Origin of the sequence: Streptomyces sp. NPDC079141, assembly GCF_040686775.1 — a bacterium.
Taxonomy (GTDB): domain Bacteria; phylum Actinomycetota; class Actinomycetes; order Streptomycetales; family Streptomycetaceae; genus Streptomyces.
On sequence record NZ_JBFBLP010000010.1, the window covers coordinates 85,479 to 101,106 of the forward strand.

Sequence of the window (15,628 nt, forward strand, 5' to 3'; positions counted from 1 at the left end):
CACAGCACGCGCCGTACGTATCGCCTCTTATCCACGGAACTTCAGGAGCACACAGTGACCGACGCCCACACCGCCGGCCCGTTCATCGCAGCCATCGACCAGGGCACCACCTCTTCCCGCTGCATCGTCTTCGACCGCGACGGCCGTATCGTCTCCGTCGACCAGAAGGAGCACGAGCAGATCTTCCCCAAGCCGGGCTGGGTCGAGCACGACGCCACCGAGATCTGGACCAACGTCCAGGAGGTCGTCGCCGGGGCCATCGAGAAGGCCGGCATCACCCGCGACGACATCAAGGCCATCGGTATCACCAACCAGCGCGAGACCACCGTGCTGTGGGACAAGAACACCGGTGAACCCGTCCACAACGCCCTCGTCTGGCAGGACACCCGCACCGACTCGCTCTGCAAGGAGCTCGGCCGCAACGTCGGCCAGGACCGTTTCCGCCGGGAGACGGGCCTGCCGCTCGCGTCCTACTTCTCCGGTCCGAAGGCCCGCTGGCTGCTCGACAACGTCGAGGGCCTGCGGGAGCGCGCCGAGGCGGGCGACATCCTCTTCGGCACCATGGACACCTGGGTCATCTGGAACCTGACCGGCGGCGTCAACGGCGGCAAGCACGTCACCGACGTCACCAACGCCTCCCGCACCATGCTGATGAACCTCCACACCATGGAGTGGGACGACAAGATCGCCGAGTCCATCGGCGTCCCGCTGGCGATCCTCCCGGAGATCCGCTCCTCCGCCGAGGTCTACGGCGAGGTCACCGGCGGCAAGCTGGGCGAGCTGCTCGGCGGCATCCCGGTCGCCTCGGCGCTCGGCGACCAGCAGGCGGCCCTGTTCGGCCAGACCTGCTTCTCCGAGGGCGAGACCAAGTCCACGTACGGCACCGGCACCTTCATGGTGATGAACACCGGTGACAAGATCATCAACTCCTACGCGGGCCTGCTGACCACGGTCGGCTACAAGATCGGCGACCAGCCGACCGTGTACGCGCTGGAGGGCTCGATCGCCGTCACCGGCTCGCTGGTGCAGTGGATGCGCGACCAGATGGGCCTGATCTCCACCGCGGCCGAGATCGAAACGCTCGCGCTCTCGGTCGAGGACAACGGCGGCGCCTACTTCGTGCCGGCCTTCTCCGGCCTGTTCGCCCCGCACTGGCGCTCCGACGCCCGCGGTGTGATCGCCGGCCTGACCCGGTACGTCACCAAGGCGCACCTCGCGCGCGCTGTCCTGGAGGCGACCGCCTGGCAGACCCGGGAGATCGCCGACGCCATGGTCAAGGACTCCGGCGACGAGCTGGTGACACTGAAGGTCGACGGCGGCATGACCTCCAACAACCTGCTGATGCAGACGCTCTCGGACGTCCTGGACGCCCCCGTGGTGCGCCCGATGGTCGCCGAGACCACCTGCCTCGGTGCCGCCTACGCCGCCGGCCTCGCCGTCGGCTTCTGGTCCAGCACGGACGAACTGCGCGCCAACTGGCGCCGGGCTGCCGAGTGGACCCCCCACATGGACGCGGAGACCCGCGACCGCGAGTACAAGAACTGGCTCAAGGCCGTCGACCGGACCATGGGCTGGATCGACGACGAAGACGAGCACTGACGAGAGCCACGGGGAGCTCGACGGCGAGCTCCCCGGCGAGCTCTGCCACACGCTCTGATGAGGAGTAAGAACCCGAAATGACCAGTCAGTCCACCCTGAAGTCCGTGCCTGCCCTGGGGACGCGCCCGGCCTCCGGCTCCAACCCGAGCCGCGCCGAGACCAGGGAGCAGCTCTCCAAGGCGTCGTACGACCTCCTCGTCATCGGCGGCGGCATCCTGGGCATCTCCACCGCCTGGCACGCCGCGCAGTCCGGCCTCAGGGTGGCCCTGGTCGACGCCGGCGACTTCGCCGGTGCCACCTCCTCCGCCTCCTCCAAGCTGCTCCACGGCGGTCTGCGCTACCTGCAGACCGGCGCGGTGAAGCTGGTGGCGGAGAACCACTTCGAGCGCCGTGCGGTCTCCCGCCAGGTGGCCCCCCACCTGGCGAACCCGCTCACCTTCTACCTCCCCGTGTACAAGGGCGGGCCGCACGGCGCGGCGAAGCTCGGAGCGGGTGTCTTCGCCTACTCCGCGCTCTCCGCGTTCGGTGACGGCGTCGGTCACCTCCTGTCCCCCGCGAAGGCGGCGCAGGACGTGCCCGAGCTGCGCACCGAGAACCTCAAGGCCGTGGCCGTCTACGGCGACGACCAGATGAACGACGCGCGCATGGCGCTGATGACGGTCCGCGCGGCCGTCGAGGCGGGCGCGGTCGTCCTCAACCACGCCGAGGTGAGCGGCCTGCGCTTCACCAAGGGCCGGGTGACCGGCGCGGAGCTGCGCGACCGGCTCTCCGGTGACGAGTTCGGCGTGAACGCCCGCCTCGTGCTCAACGCGACCGGTCCGTGGGTGGACCACCTGCGTCGAATGGAGGACCCCGATGCGGCGCCGTCGATCCGGCTGTCGAAGGGCGCGCATCTGGTCCTGAAGCGGACCTCGCCGTGGAAGGCGGCGCTCGCCACCCCGATCGACAAGTACCGCATCACCTTCGCCCTGCCCTGGGAGGACATGCTCCTGCTGGGCACCACGGACGAGGAGTTCGAGGGCGACCCGGCGGATGTCGCGGTCAACGACAAGGACATAGCCCAGATCCTGGACGAGGCCGCCTTCTCCATCCGCGACCAGCAGCTGGACCGGGATCTGATCACCTACGCCTTCGCGGGTCTGCGGGTGCTGCCGGGCGGCCCCGGTGACACGGCCAAGGCCAAGCGCGAGACGGTGGTGACCGAGGGCAAGGGCGGGATGCTGTCCGTCGCGGGCGGCAAGTGGACCACCTTCCGGCACATCGGCCGTACGGTGATGCAGAAGCTGGAGGCGCTGCCGGGCCACCCGCTGGGCGACGACTTCGAGCCGATCTCCTCGCTGCCGAAGAAGCTGCCGCTGCCGGGTGTCGCCAACCCGCGCGCGGTCGCGCACCGGCTGCTCGTCGACCACCCGGCGCCGGGCCCGCGCATGGCGGCGGACACCGCGAAGCACCTGGCGACCCACTACGGGTCCCTGGCCTTCGACATCGCCCGGCTGGCCAACGACAACCCCGAACTCGCCCAGCGCGTCCACCCCGACGCCCCCGAGATCTGGGCGCAGGTCGTCTACGCCCGCGACAACGAGTGGGCCGAGACGGCGGACGACGTGCTGCGCCGCCGTACGACGCTGACGATCCGCGGCCTGGCCACGGACGAGGTCCGCGGGAAGGTTCAGGACCTCCTGGACAAGAAGTAGGTCTGTACGCGAAAGGGGCGGCTCCCTGCCGACGGAGCCGCCCCTTTCGGGTGCCGTGTGGCTCCATAATGTGCTGATACATCGGATGTCTGAGCACACGGGAGGCACCACCATGGCAGTCACCGACGAGGCGATCGAGAAGATCAAGGGGATGATCGTCTCCGGTGCGTTGCGGCCCGGGGACCGGCTGCCGAAGGAGAGCGAGCTCGCCGCGGAGCTGGGGTTGTCGCGGAACTCGCTGCGGGAGGCCGTGCGTGCGCTGTCGCTGATCCGGATCCTGGACGTACGGCAGGGCGACGGCACCTATGTAACCAGCCTCGATCCGCAGCTGCTGCTGGAGGCGATGAGCTTCGTCGTGGACTTCCACCGCGACGACACGGTGCTGGAGTTCCTGGCGGTGCGCCGCATCCTGGAGCCGGCCGCCACCGCGCTGGCGGCCGCCCGGATCAGCGAGCGGCAGCTGGACGCGCTGTCGGACCGGTTGGACGCGCTGGGCGCCGCGCCTTCGGCGGAGGAACTCGTCGCCTGCGATCTGGAGTTCCACCGGGGCATCGTGCAGAGCTCCGGGAACTCGGTGCTGTGCTCCCTGCTCGACGGCCTGTCGGGGCCGACCACCCGGGCCCGGATCTGGCGCGGACTCACCCAGGAGGACGCGGTCGAACGCACGTTGCGCGAGCACCGGGCGATCCTCGCCGCGCTGCGCGACCGGGATGCGGAGGCGGCCCGTTCCTGGGCGACCGTGCACATCGCGAGCGTGGAACAGTGGCTGAGGGCCGCGTTGTGAGCAGCACCGCACGGGGGGTGTTCCGGGGTGGCGATCGGGGCAGTGATCCGTTCACTCCCCCGTGCAAGGGGGCTGCGGGCGCCCCCGTCGCACGCCGTAAGGTTGGTTCGTCAGGCGAGGGCACGTCGGAAGGAGGCGCTGGGTGATCGAGCTGGAGGGAGTTCCCGAGCTGATCGACCCAGTCATGGTGGCCGCGTTCGAGGGCTGGAACGATGCCGGCGACGCCGCCTCCGCCGCGGTCGCACATCTGGACAGGGAGTGGAAGGGCGAGGTGTTCGCGGCGCTGGACGCCGAGGACTACTACGACTTCCAGGTCAACCGGCCCACGGTGTGGATGGACGCGGGTGTGCGGAAGATCACGTGGCCGACGACAAGGTTGTCGGTGGTCCGGGTCGGCGGTGAGAAGCCGCGCGATCTGGTGCTGGTCCGCGGTATCGAACCGTCCATGCGCTGGCGCTCGTTCTGCAACGAGCTGCTCGGTTTTGCACACGAACTCGGCGTGGAGCTGGTGGTCATCCTGGGCGCCCTGCTCGGTGACACCCCGCACACACGTCCGGTGCCGATCAGCGGGACCACGTCGGACGCGGACCTGGCCCGCCGGATGGACCTGGAGGAGACCAAGTACGAGGGCCCCACGGGCATCGTCGGTGTTCTCCAGGAGGCGTGCACGCACGCGGGCGTGCCGGCCGTCAGCCTGTGGGCGGCCGTGCCGCACTACGTCTCGCAGCCGCCCAACCCGAAGGCGACGCTGGCCCTGCTGAACCGTCTTGAGGACCTGATCGACGTGCGCATCCCGCTGGGCGAACTGCCCGAGGACGCGCGCGCCTGGCAGGTCGGCGTGGACCAACTGGCCGCCGAGGACAGCGAGGTCGCCGAGTACGTGCAGACGCTGGAGGAGGCCCGGGACACCGCCGAGCTGCCCGAGGCGTCGGGCGAGGCCATCGCCCGCGAGTTCGAGCGCTATCTGCGGCGCCGGGACGGCGGCAGCCCGTCGCCCGGCGGCCATGCGACGGACGGCGGGGACGGCACCTATCTGCGGGACAACCCCAGCGGTCTGACCCGCCCGCCGAAGCCGCCGAAGCCGGGTCCGGAGGACGAGGATTCGTCGGAGGACTGACCCCGAGTGAGGCAAGGGTGAGGGCGGTGCGCGGGTGCGCACCGCCCTCGGCCGTCACCGGGGCACCGAGACGATGTCGTACGACGTCTGTGGCGTCGGTGTCGTGGTGAACCGCGCGTTGGGCAGGTAGAGCCGGCCCCGGTACGCGGCCACCGTCGTCGGCACGTCGAAGGCCGGGTCGGTGATGCGGCGCCGGAAGACTCCGCTGCGGCCGCCGGCGGCCAGGGCGAAGACGTCGATGGCGTTCTGCCGGTTCTGCACGACGTACAGGGTCCGCCCGATCAGCAGCAGTCCGTCGCCGTTGGTCAGGGGTGCCGCGTCGCCGAGGTCGACGAGTTCGGTGACCCCGGTGCGCGGGTCCACCCGGTGCAGGGCGCCGACCCCGGACTGCACCACGAGCAGCGCCGAGCCGTCCGGGGTGCGGGTGATGCCGTTGGCGTTCACGACCTCGCCGGGCACCTGGCTCCAGGCGCCGCCCAGGGTGATCGTCACGATGTCGTCCGCGTCCGGCAGTTCACCGTGCCAGCCGAGCGGGAGGACGTACAGCGCCGGCCGGTAGGAGTCGGTGAACCAGGCCGCGCGCGGGGTCAGGAACACGTCGTTGGCGAAGGTGGGGGTGGCGGTGCTGAGGACGTACGAGGCGAGGATCTCGCCGCTGCGGGCGTCCACGACGCGGGCGCCCTGGCCGCGTCCGGCGACGAACAGCCGTCCCCGGTCGTCGAGTTTGAGCCCGACCGAGGGTGTGCCGGGGCCGGCCGAGACGATGCCGCCCACCCCGGTGCGCAGATCGGCGCGGTAGATGGAGCCGTCGCCGAGGGAGCCGAGGTAGGCGTACGGTCCGCCGCCGATCGTGATGCCCTCCGGGCGGAAGCCGTTGGGCAGGGCGATCACGGCGGGCCCGGAGGCGGCCTCGGCGGGTGTGCCGACCAGGGCCGCGCCGGCCGCGACCGCGCCTGCGGCGAGCAGTCCGCGGCGGGTCAGGGGATGTGCGAAGGAACCGTGTGTGGGTGCCACGGGAAGTCCTTCCGCGAAGGGGACCGGCAGTTGCCCGGTCCAGCGGTCAACTACCGCTCCACCCCATCACATGCGCTGCGCCGGCCACAGCATCAGTCAGTTGTTCGACAGCGTCTCGACAGCATCTGGCCGGATTGCGTCGTGACATCTGTTTCAGGCCGGATTGCACACGTTGCCCAATTCAACTTGTTTTCAAACCAAGTTGACGAAAACGCTCTGGACGAGCCGCCGCGGGCGTGCTTGGTTGTCCCACGAAGGCGACCACCCGCACGGACCGAAGGGAGCGGTACCCGATGACCGACCAGGTACAGCCGGCGCAGGGCCCGGGGGCGTCCGGGCCGGGGCCCGACGGAGCGGGATTCACCTACCGAGGAGCCGAGCAGGAACTGATCGTCGTCGCCCGTCCCGAGGCCCGGCTGCGCGCGCGGACCGAGGGCGTACGGTCGGCCGCGGGCGCCGATGTGTCGGCCCTCAACATGTTCCTCGACGACGAACAGCTCGCCCTGGAACCGCTGTTCGGCAGCGAGGAACGCCTGCAGCAGTCCGCGCCGGCCGACACGGAGAACGTGCCCGACCTCGCGCTCTTCTACCGGGTGCGCGGCGGGGCGACCCGGGCCGCGGAGCTGCGCTCGCGCATCGCCGCGCTGCCCGGCATCGACACGGCATATGTGAAACCGGGCCCCGTACCGGCCGCCCTCGGGCAACTGGGCCCGCAGGAGAAGCGGTTGAAGGAGGGTGCGCCGGTCACCCCCGACTTCAGCAGCCGCCAGGGATATCTGGGGCCCGGGCCCGAGGGGATCGACGCCCACTGGGCCTGGCAGCGGCCCGGCGGGACCGGTCAGGGCGTGACGGTGATCGACGTGGAGGGCGCCTGGCAGCTGGGCCACGAGGACCTCACCGCCAAGCTGTCCGGCGTCGTCGTCGGCACCCCGGTCAACGACCTCGCCTGGCGCAACCACGGCACCGCCGTCATCGGCGTGATCGGCGGCGACCGCAACGAGTACGGCGTGCACGGCGTCGTGCCGGACGCGGTGACCGCCGCCGCGTCCTTCCAGGGCGTGGGCACCGCGGCCGCGATCCACGCGGCGGCGGAGCGGCTCGGCCCCGGCGACATCGTGCTGGTCGAACTCCACCGCCCGGGGCCCCGGTTCGAGTTCGCCGAACGCGACGACCAGCGCGGCTACGTCGCCCTCGAATGGTGGCCGGACGACTTCGCGGCCGTCCGCAACGCCACCGCCCGGGGTGTGATCGTGGTGGCGGCCGCGGGCAACGGCGGCGAGTCGCTGGACGACGCGGTCTACGAGCGCCGCCCGGACGGATTCCCGGAGTGGTGGCGCAACCCGTTCAACCCGTCCAACCAGTCCTCCGGTGCCGTCATGGTCGGCGCGGGCGCTCCGCCGCCCGGCACGCACGGCCGGGACCACGGACCGGACCGGTCGCGGCTGGCGTTCTCCAACTACGGCTCGCGTGTGGACGCGCAGGGCTGGGGACGCGAGGTCACGACCACCGGCGGCTTCTGGGACAGGCCCGGCGATCTGCAGGGTGGCCCCGAGGAGATCGCCTGGTACACGGACACGTTCTCGGGGACCTCCTCCGCCTCCCCGGTGGTGGTCGGCGCACTGGCCGCGCTGCAGGGCATGCTCAAGGCGGCCGGCCAGAGCGCCATGTCCCCCGAACGTGCCCGCGCGGTACTGCGGGCGACCGGTTCGCCCCAGCAGGACGCGCCGGGCCGGCCGGCTTCGCAGCGGATCGGCAGCCGGCCCGACATCAAGGCAGCGGTGACCCATCTGCTGCCGCACGCGGTCGGCTCGGGCCAGGCCGAGCGTTACTGGGACGAGCTCCTGCCGTACCCGCGTGAACTCCCGCCGAGGCTCCGGCTGTTCGTGGCCGGTGGCTGGCGGAACCTGAACAACCCGTCCCCCGAGATCCGCCAGGCGGTGCACTCCGCCTTCGCGGGCGGACGGCCCGACGTCCGGGTGTGGTTCTCGGACGACGAGATCGTCGGCCTGGTGATCACCGGCTGACGCAAGCCCATGACATCAAGGGAAGGTGGCACCCGCATGAGCACCACCCCGCAGATGAGTCAACTGGGACAGCAGTTCCCGAGCACGTCGCCGTACCAGCAGCAACAGCAGCCGTACGGCCAGCAGGGCTACGGCCAGCAGCAGCCGTTCGGCAGCATGGGCGGCTCGCTGGAGCAGCTCCAGCAGCTCGGCCAGCAGCAGCCGTACCAGCAGCTGCTTCAGCAGATGGGGCAGCAGCCCTACGGGGCGCAGGTCGAGCAGCAGGCGCAGCAGGCCGAGCAGCAGACGCAGCAGCAGCTCCAGCAGGTCGTGCAGGCGGCCGTCCAGCAGGCGCAGCAGCAGGTCCAGGCGCAGCCGCTCGCCGCCGGCCTGGCAAACGGGTACATCGACATCGTGCACCCGCTTCCGGGACAGCCGCGCGCGATCTACCTGCGGATCGCGAACCTGCCCCCGGCGCAGCAGCTGAAGGTCCTCATCAACCCGACGCCGCAGGCCCACGACGAGGTGCAGGAGGCCTTCGCGTTCGGCCACCAGGTGATCGGCATCTGGGACACCAACTCACCGCACATCCTGCGCAGCATCCGGGTCCAGAAGTTCTTCTGAGCCCGACCGTCCGCCGGGTGACCGGCAGTTGAAAGCAGGGGGCGCTTCCTTCCCAGGAAGGAAGCGCCCCTCTCCTTGTCGGCTGTCCTACAGCGCCACGCCGAGCAGGGCGTCCACCGCGCGCGACACGACGCCGGGGGCGCTCTCGTCCGTGCCGCCACGCTCCTGCTGGAGCGCCGCCCAGCGGTCGACCGCGGCGAGCGCGGCCGGGGCGTCCAGGTCGTTCGCAAGGGCGTCGCGGATCTCCTCCACGAGCGCCTCGGCGGACGGGCCGTCGGGGCGGGACACGGCCGCGCGCCACCGGCCGAGACGATCGAGGGCGTCCTGCAGCACCTGGTCGGTCCACTCCCAGTCGGCCCGGTAGTGGTGGGACAGGAGCGCGAGCCGGATGGCGGCCGGGTCGACGCCGTCGTGGCGCAGCGTGGAGACGAAGACCAGGTTGCCCTTGGACTTGGACATCTTCTCGCCGTGCAGGGCGACCATGCCGGCGTGGACGTAGGCCTTGGCCATGGGGAACTCGCCAGTGAGCACCTGGGCGTGCGAGGCGCCCATCTCGTGGTGCGGGAAGGCGAGGTCGGAGCCGCCGCCCTGGACGTCGAAGCCCATGCCGAAGTGGTCGAGGGCGATGGCGACGCACTCGATGTGCCAGCCGGGGCGCCCGCGGCCGAGGGAGCCGCCGTCCCAGCTGGGCTCGCCCTCGCGGGCGGCCATCCACAGCATCGGGTCGAGCGGGTTCTTCTTGCCCGGCCGGTCCGGGTCGCCGCCGCGCTCGGCGGACAGCAGCCGCATCGCGGCGGCGTCGAGGTTCGAGACCGTGCCGAAGTTCGGGTCGGCCTCGACGGAGAAGTAGATGTCGCCGTCGAGCTCGTAGGCGGCGCCCGCGTCCCGCAGCCGCTCGACGAGCGGCACGATGCCGGGTATCGCCTCGACGGCGCCGATGTAGTGCTGCGGGGGCAGCATGCGCAGGGCGGTCATGTCCTCGCGGAAGAGGGCGGTCTCCTTCTCGGCGAGGGCCACCCAGTCGATGCCGTCGCGCTCGGCCCGCTCCAGCAGCGGATCGTCGACGTCGGTGACGTTCTGCACATAGTGGACCTGCCGCTTGGTGTCGAGCCACACGCGCTGCACGAGGTCGAACGCGTTGTAGGTCGCCGCATGTCCCATGTGGGTCGCGTCGTACGGAGTGATGCCGCAGACGTAGAGACGGGCGACAGGACCGGGGGCGACGGTGACGAGGCCGCCGGTCGCGGTGTCGTGGATCCGGAGGTCGCGGCCCTTGCCGGGCAGGGCGGGGACCTCAGAAGCGGGCCAGGCATACATGTCATGAGCGTAACCGGACCGACGTTCCATATACGAACCGGACCGGGCCGGATGGCCGGGAAGGCGCTCTTGCGTGTCACCGGCCCGTGTGCTTGGCGCTACACCGGTGGCCAGGGGATCGCGGGCCACTCCCCGCTCGGCTCGGGATGTCTGCCGGAGGTGAGCAGCGCCTCGACACGCGCGCGTGTGGCGTCGATCTCCGCCGCGGTGATCAGAGCGGCCAGGGTCGTGGTGAGCGTGCCGTCCGGCTCCAGCGCCTCACGCAGGCCCTTGAGCGCCTCGACCGCCTCGCCGGTCAGGGACTCCCCCGCCCAGCCCCACAGCAGGGTGCGCAGCTTGTTCTCGACGTTGAAGGTGACGCCGTGGTCGATGCCGTAGAGGTGCCCTTCGGCGTCCGGCAGCAGGTGGCCGCCCTTGCGGTCGGCGTTGTTGATCACGGCGTCGAGGACGGCGAGGCGTCGCAGCCGGTCGTCGTCGGCGTGCACCAGCAGGGCGGTCCGCCCCTCGCCGACCTCGGCGAGGCCGATCGCCTTCCAGCCGGGTTCGGGCTCCTCGGCTTCCACCAGGGCGAGTAGTTCGGCCTCGGGGACGGCCTCGATCCACAGCTGGACCATCCCCTCGCCGTACGGCCCGTCCCGCAGCACGGTGGGCGGCACGAGCCCCCAGCCGGTCGCCTCGGAGACGGCGTACGCGGCGACCTCGCGCTCGGCGAGGGTGCCGTCGGGGAAGTCCCACAGGGGCCGCTCGCCGGCGACCGGCTTGTAGATGCAGGACGCTTCCCGGCCCTTGTGCGCGACCGTGCAGAACAGAGCGGCGTTGGATGCCTCACGGATGCGTCCGCGCACGGTCAGCTCGCCCTCGGTGAGCAGTTCCGCCGAGGTCATGCTCCGCGGCGGTATCCGTTCTGGCGCGGACATACGTGTCCCTCCGGGTCCAGGGGCAGGCTGCACAGCGGGCACGGCGGCCGCCCGGCGTTGACGACGTCCAGGGCACGCTTGGCGAAGGCCCGGGCCTGCGCGCCGGTGAGCCGGACCCGCAGCATCGGGGGGCCGTTCTCCTCGTCCTGCAGCAACCGTTCCTCGGCCTCGGCGAGGTCCTCCTCGGACTCGGCGTCGAGCTCGACGAGCGCCTGCGCCTCGACGATCATGCGCTGCTCGTCGCCGTCCCAGGCCAGCGCCATGGTGCCGACCCGGAACTCCTCCTCGATCGGGGTGTCGAGGGGGGCGGTGTCGGCGACCTCCGTGGGCGCCATGGCGGGCACGGCCGCGCTGCCGCCGCTACGGCGTACGACCTCGTCCAGCAGTTCGTCCATGCGCTCGGCGAGCGCGGCCACCTGTGTCTTCTCCAGGGCCACGCTGGTCACCCGGGAGCCGGCGGAGGCCTGGAGAAAGAACGTACGGCGTCCGGGCAGTCCGACCGTGCCGGCCACGAAACGCTCCGGCGGGTCGTAGAGGAACACCTGACGGGACACGTCCTGTCTCCATTGGAATCGTGAGAGTGCGGTGCTGGTTCGACCGCTTCACCCTACTGCGCCCGACGATCACGGTGCGCCCGCACCGCCCCCTACCGGGGCGTCGCCGGCCGGAGGTTCCTCGCGCGGCACCAGGGACGCGAAGTCACCGGTGTCGCCGAGGCGGACGAGGAACGGCCTCAGTCGTGTGTAGCGGATCGCGGTGATGGAACACGGTTCCACGGCGATCCTCTGGAAGAGGTCCAGATGAAGTCCGAGTGCGTCCGCGACGAGGGACTTGATGATGTCGCCGTGCGAGCACATCAGGTACACGGCGTCGGCGCCGTGGTCGCGCTCCACGCGCGCGTTCCACTCGCGTACGGCCTCGGCCGCGCGGGTCTGCATCGCCCGCATCGACTCACCGCCGGGGAAGGCCGCGGCCGACGGGTGGGCCTGCACGACCTCCATCAGCGGCTCGTCCCCCAGTTCGGAGAGCTTGCGGCCGGACCAGTCGCCGTAGTCGCACTCCCCGATCCGCTCGTCGGTGTGGGGGGTGAGTTCCGGCCGGGCGTCGAGCAGTGGCCGGAGGGTCTCCAGGCAGCGCTGCAAGGGGCTGCTGACGACCTCGGAGATCGGCAGCCCGGCGAGCCGCCCGGGCAGTTCGGCGGCCTGCGCGGCCCCTCGCTCGTCGAGGGCGATGCCGGGCATCCGTCCGGCGAGCAGGCCCTCGGTGTTGGCGGTGGAACGTCCGTGCCTTACCAGGATCAGCGTGGGCATGCCGCCAAGGGTAGGCGTTCGCCGGGGTGCGCCCGGGACCGGAGGGCGGGAGAATACGCTCCGTGATCGTCGACTGCGCCATCTACCGCGACGGGCTGCGGACCGAGGGGCCCAAGGACTTCTCCGACGCCCTGGCGCAGTGCCGCGTGGGCGGCAACGCCTTTGTCTGGATCGGGCTGTACGAGCCCACGGAGGCCGAGTTCGACCAGGTCACCGAGGAGTTCGGGCTGCACCCGCTGGCCGTCGAGGACGCTCTGAAGGCCCATCAGCGCCCCAAGCTGGAGGTGTACGACGACTCGCTGTTCATGGTCCTCAAGCCGGTCGGCTACGAGCCCAAGAGCGACATCGTCTCCTCCGGCGAGGTCATGGTCTTCATCGGCGACTCGTTCGTGGTGACCGTACGGCACGGCGAGGAGGCGCCCCTGGCTGCCGTACGGCACCGGCTGGAGGACGAGCCCGAGATGCTCCGGCACGGCCCTACGGCGGTGCTGTACTCGATCGCCGACGCGGTCGTCGACCACTACGTGGACGTGGCGGACGAACTGGGCACCGACCTGGAGGAGCTGGAGGCGGAGGTGTTCTCGCCGACCGGCGGCGGCTCGCGGCACGCGGCCTCCCGGATCTACAACTTCAAGCGGCAGGTCCTGGAGTTCCGCCGGGCCACGGGCCCGCTGGCCCAGCCGCTGGCCCGGCTGGCGGGCGGCGGACTGTTCGGCGTCCGGGTGCCCTTCGTGCACGAGAAGGCACAGCCGTTCTTCCGTGACGTCAGCGACCACCTCACGCGCGTGAACGAGTCCGTCGAGAGCCTGGACCGGCTGGTCTCCGACATCCTCTCGGCGCACCTGGCGCAGATGAGCGTCCGGCAGAACGACGACATGCGGAAGATCTCCGCGTGGGCGGCCATGGCCGCGGTCCCCACGATGGTCGCGGGGATCTACGGCATGAACTTCGACCACATGCCGGAACTGCACTGGGTGTGGTCGTATCCGGCGCTGATCCTGGCCATGGCCGCCCTGGAAGTTCTGCTGTTCCGGCTGTTCAAGAGCCGGGGCTGGCTGTAGGCGGCGGTCAGGCGAACTCGGGGGCCGAGGTCGCCGGGCCGCCCAGGGCGTCACGGCGCTCCGGCATCTTCAGCGACACCATCCGCCGCCAGCCCGCGGCGCGCTCCCAGGCGTACACCGCGTGGATGCCCGCCGCGAGCGTCGCCGACTTCGCCCTCGGCCAGCCGAGGATGCGTCCCATGTGGGCCATGACCGCGAGGCTGACGTCCCGGTAGATGCGGATCTCCGCCAGCGCGCACTCCCGCAGGGTCTGCTGGATCGCGCGGCCGTGGCCGGCGTGGGCGAAGCGCAGCAGTTCCTCGTGGCAGTAGGCGAGGTGGTTGTCCTCGTCGTTGGAGATCATTTTGACCGCGCGGCCGAGGTCGGGGTGGTCCGCGAAGTGCTTGCGCAGCAGCTCCATCTCCTCCGAGGCGCGCTGCTCGGTGACCCGGCTGTGGGCGAGGTAGGTGACGATGTCCTGCACCGTCAGCGGCTCCTCACCCTTGAGCTTCTCGTGCGCGAGGCCGATGCCGTGCTTCTCCAGCAGCATCGTGTAGTCGGTCTCGGGCGGGACGGGGACGGGCTCGATGCCGCGCTTCTTCATCAGGGCGTTGAAGATCCGCCCGTGTTTGTCCTCGTCGGCGCCGTGCCGGGTGATCTTGGGGGCGAGTGCGCGCTCGCTCTCGGGGACGAGCGCGGCGATGCGGGCGTTCTCCCAGCCGCCCTGGGACTCCCCGCTCGCGGCGATGGAGCAGAACAGGGCGAAGGACTCGTCGTTGTCGAGGATCTCCTGGAACAGACTCTTGGCCGAAAGCATCGTGAGCACCTCTCTGCGGGACTCCGCGGGGACTCCGCAAAGAACGAGTCAAATGCGGCGAGAGAGGTGCTGCAACAGTTGTGTCGGACAACTCCGCCAAAAGGAGGACCCAAGGAGTCGCCCGGGGGCGTAACCGCGCGGCCTCGCGCGCGTTGTTCTGCGTGACGGCCGTGGCGGGGAAGACCCCCGAGCCCCCACCACGGCCGCAGAAACTTCCCCGCCGTCCGTTACGCCAGTCCGGCCCGCTCCAGGGCCTCGGTGCCGGCGCGGAGCGCGGCGAGGCGCTCGTCGAGCGTGAAGCCCGCGGGGGCGAGGGTCAGGGTCGTGACACCGGCCGCGGCGTAGCTCTTCATCCGGTCCGCGATGCGGTCCACGGAGCCCAGCAGCGTCGTCTTGTCGATCAGGTCGTGCGGAACGGCGGCCGCCGCGCCCTGCTTGTCGCCGGACAGGTACTTGTCCTGGATCTCGGCGGCTTCCTTCTCGTAACCCATGCGCTGGGCGAGCTGGTTGTAGAAGTTCTGCTTGCGGCTGCCCATGCCGCCGACGTACAGCGCGGTGTAGGGGCGGAAGGTGTCGGCGAGGGCCGCCACGTCCTTGTCGTCGCCGAGGGCGAGCGGGAGGGTCGGGCAGACGTCGAAGCCGTCGAGGGTCTTGCCGGCCTTCTCGCGGCCCGCGCGCAGGTACTTGATCGCGGTGTCCTCCAGGTGGTCGGCGGAGGGGAAGATCAGCAGCGCGCCGTCGGCGATCTCGCCGGTCTGTTCGAGGTTCTTCGGGCCGATCGCGGCGATGTACAGCGGGATGTGCTCGCGCGTGGGGTGCACGGTCAGCTTGATGGGCTTGCCCGGGCCGCCCGGGAGGGGCAGCGTCCAGTGCTCGCCGTCGTGGCTCAGGCGCTCGCGGCTCATCGCCTTACGCACGATCTCGACGTATTCGCGGGTACGGGAGAGCGGCTTGTCGAACTTGACGCCGTACCAGCCCTCGGAGACCTGCGGGCCGGAGACGCCGAGGCCGAGGCGGAAGCGGCCGCCGGAGAGGGAGTCGAGGGTGGCGGCCGTCATGGCGGTCATCGCCGGCTGACGGGCCGGGATCTGGAAGATGGCCGAGCCGACATCGATGCGCTCGGTCTGGGCGGCGACCCAGCTGAGCACGGTGGCGGCGTCCGAGCCGTAGGCCTCGGCGGCCCAGCAGACGGCGTAGCCGAGCCGGTCGGCTTCCTGGGCGACGGCGAGGTTGTCCCCGTCCATTCCGGCGCCCCAGTAGCCGAGGTTGATCCCGAGCTGCATGGCCGATCCCCTTACTGGTCAGTAACGTCCCTGTGCGGAGACCATAGCGCGCCCACGACGGCCTGTGCGGAGTGGGAACCGGTTATCCACAGGCACCCACGCGACAGGT

At 70.9% G+C, this 15,628-nt stretch carries 14 protein-coding genes; 7 read left to right on the forward strand and 7 right to left on the reverse strand.

The features are described from left to right. Positions 1 to 54: 54 nt before the first annotated feature. The 4 genes from glpK to AB0Q90_RS25765 all read left to right on the forward strand — a co-directional run bounded on the left by glpK (position 55) and on the right by AB0Q90_RS25765 (position 5,194). Positions 55 to 1,599, forward strand: coding sequence for a glycerol kinase GlpK (gene glpK / locus AB0Q90_RS25750; RefSeq protein WP_363160855.1), 1,545 nt, complete (start codon positions 55 to 57; stop codon positions 1,597 to 1,599). Positions 1,600 to 1,676: 77 nt separating this feature from the next. After that, entirely contained in the window at positions 1,677 to 3,293 is a 1,617-nt protein-coding gene (locus AB0Q90_RS25755) for a glycerol-3-phosphate dehydrogenase/oxidase (protein ID WP_363160856.1), read from the forward strand. Positions 3,294 to 3,405: 112 nt separating this feature from the next. Beyond that, positions 3,406 to 4,077: a FadR/GntR family transcriptional regulator gene (locus AB0Q90_RS25760; RefSeq protein WP_363160857.1), complete on the forward strand. Its 672-nt coding sequence runs from the start codon at positions 3,406 to 3,408 to the stop codon at positions 4,075 to 4,077. Positions 4,078 to 4,219: 142 nt separating this feature from the next. Next, positions 4,220 to 5,194 (forward strand): PAC2 family protein, encoded by a 975-nt coding sequence (locus AB0Q90_RS25765; RefSeq protein ID WP_363160858.1) that lies wholly within the window; start codon positions 4,220 to 4,222, stop codon positions 5,192 to 5,194. Positions 5,195 to 5,248: 54 nt separating this feature from the next. Here the strand turns inward: AB0Q90_RS25765 and AB0Q90_RS25770 are convergent, their stop codons facing one another. After that, positions 5,249 to 6,208, reverse strand: a complete 960-nt coding sequence (locus tag AB0Q90_RS25770; RefSeq protein ID WP_363160859.1) for a superoxide dismutase — start codon at positions 6,206 to 6,208, stop codon at positions 5,249 to 5,251. A 293-nt stretch (positions 6,209 to 6,501) separates the two neighbouring features. Here AB0Q90_RS25770 and AB0Q90_RS25775 point away from each other — a divergent pair, with 293 nt between their 5' ends. Further along, complete coding sequence (locus tag AB0Q90_RS25775) at positions 6,502 to 8,232, forward strand: S8 family peptidase (RefSeq protein WP_363160860.1); 1,731 nt, start codon at positions 6,502 to 6,504, stop codon at positions 8,230 to 8,232. Positions 8,233 to 8,268: 36 nt separating this feature from the next. Beyond that, positions 8,269 to 8,835 carry a hypothetical protein gene (locus AB0Q90_RS25780; RefSeq protein ID WP_363160861.1) on the forward strand — a complete coding sequence of 189 codons (567 nt, stop codon included), beginning with the start codon at positions 8,269 to 8,271 and terminating at the stop codon, positions 8,833 to 8,835. Positions 8,836 to 8,922: 87 nt separating this feature from the next. Here AB0Q90_RS25780 and mshC read toward each other — a convergent pair whose 3' ends face one another. The 4 genes from mshC to AB0Q90_RS25800 all read right to left on the reverse strand — a co-directional run bounded on the left by mshC (position 8,923) and on the right by AB0Q90_RS25800 (position 12,379). After that, the gene (gene mshC, locus AB0Q90_RS25785) at positions 8,923 to 10,152 is read right to left on the reverse strand and encodes a cysteine--1-D-myo-inosityl 2-amino-2-deoxy-alpha-D-glucopyranoside ligase (protein WP_363160862.1); all 1,230 of its coding nucleotides are present in this window, start codon (positions 10,150 to 10,152) and stop codon (positions 8,923 to 8,925) included. Between the two features lie 98 nt (positions 10,153 to 10,250). Then, on the reverse strand, positions 10,251 to 11,036 hold the full coding sequence (locus AB0Q90_RS25790; protein WP_363160863.1) for an SCO1664 family protein: 786 nt from the start codon (positions 11,034 to 11,036) through the stop codon (positions 10,251 to 10,253). After that, entirely contained in the window at positions 11,033 to 11,623 is a 591-nt protein-coding gene (locus tag AB0Q90_RS25795; protein ID WP_363160864.1) for a DUF3090 domain-containing protein, read from the reverse strand. Before AB0Q90_RS25795 ends, AB0Q90_RS25790 begins: the two co-directional genes overlap by 4 nt. A gap of 69 nt (positions 11,624 to 11,692) precedes the next feature. Next, complete coding sequence (locus AB0Q90_RS25800; RefSeq protein ID WP_363160865.1) at positions 11,693 to 12,379, reverse strand: histidine phosphatase family protein; 687 nt, start codon at positions 12,377 to 12,379, stop codon at positions 11,693 to 11,695. 62 nt (positions 12,380 to 12,441) lie between these two features. Here AB0Q90_RS25800 and corA point away from each other — a divergent pair, with 62 nt between their 5' ends. Beyond that, entirely contained in the window at positions 12,442 to 13,440 is a 999-nt protein-coding gene (corA, locus tag AB0Q90_RS25805) for a magnesium/cobalt transporter CorA (protein ID WP_363160867.1), read from the forward strand. Positions 13,441 to 13,447: 7 nt separating this feature from the next. On the opposite strand, the gene AB0Q90_RS25810 is transcribed toward corA, so the two are convergent. Both AB0Q90_RS25810 and AB0Q90_RS25815 read right to left on the reverse strand, forming a co-directional pair. Beyond that, complete coding sequence (locus AB0Q90_RS25810; protein ID WP_363160868.1) at positions 13,448 to 14,236, reverse strand: ferritin-like domain-containing protein; 789 nt, start codon at positions 14,234 to 14,236, stop codon at positions 13,448 to 13,450. Positions 14,237 to 14,463: 227 nt separating this feature from the next. Continuing rightward, positions 14,464 to 15,519, reverse strand: a complete 1,056-nt coding sequence (locus AB0Q90_RS25815) for an LLM class F420-dependent oxidoreductase (protein ID WP_363160869.1) — start codon at positions 15,517 to 15,519, stop codon at positions 14,464 to 14,466. Positions 15,520 to 15,628: the final 109 nt, after the last annotated feature.

Excerpts from the sequence above, each read along its gene's own strand:
- AB0Q90_RS25755 (WP_363160856.1), top strand. The coding sequence starts at position 1,677 with ATGACCAGTCAGTCCACCCTGAAGTCCGTGCCTGCCCTGGGGACGCGC.
- AB0Q90_RS25760 (WP_363160857.1), top strand. The coding sequence starts at position 3,406 with ATGGCAGTCACCGACGAGGCGATCGAGAAGATCAAGGGGATGATCGTC.
- AB0Q90_RS25775 (WP_363160860.1), top strand. The coding sequence starts at position 6,502 with ATGACCGACCAGGTACAGCCGGCGCAGGGCCCGGGGGCGTCCGGGCCG.
- AB0Q90_RS25780 (WP_363160861.1), top strand. The coding sequence starts at position 8,269 with ATGAGCACCACCCCGCAGATGAGTCAACTGGGACAGCAGTTCCCGAGC.
- mshC (WP_363160862.1), bottom strand. The coding sequence starts at position 10,152 with ATGTATGCCTGGCCCGCTTCTGAGGTCCCCGCCCTGCCCGGCAAGGGC.
- AB0Q90_RS25790 (WP_363160863.1), bottom strand. The coding sequence starts at position 11,036 with ATGACCTCGGCGGAACTGCTCACCGAGGGCGAGCTGACCGTGCGCGGA.
- AB0Q90_RS25800 (WP_363160865.1), bottom strand. The coding sequence starts at position 12,379 with ATGCCCACGCTGATCCTGGTAAGGCACGGACGTTCCACCGCCAACACC.
- AB0Q90_RS25810 (WP_363160868.1), bottom strand. The coding sequence starts at position 14,236 with ATGCTTTCGGCCAAGAGTCTGTTCCAGGAGATCCTCGACAACGACGAG.
- AB0Q90_RS25815 (WP_363160869.1), bottom strand. The coding sequence starts at position 15,519 with ATGCAGCTCGGGATCAACCTCGGCTACTGGGGCGCCGGAATGGACGGG.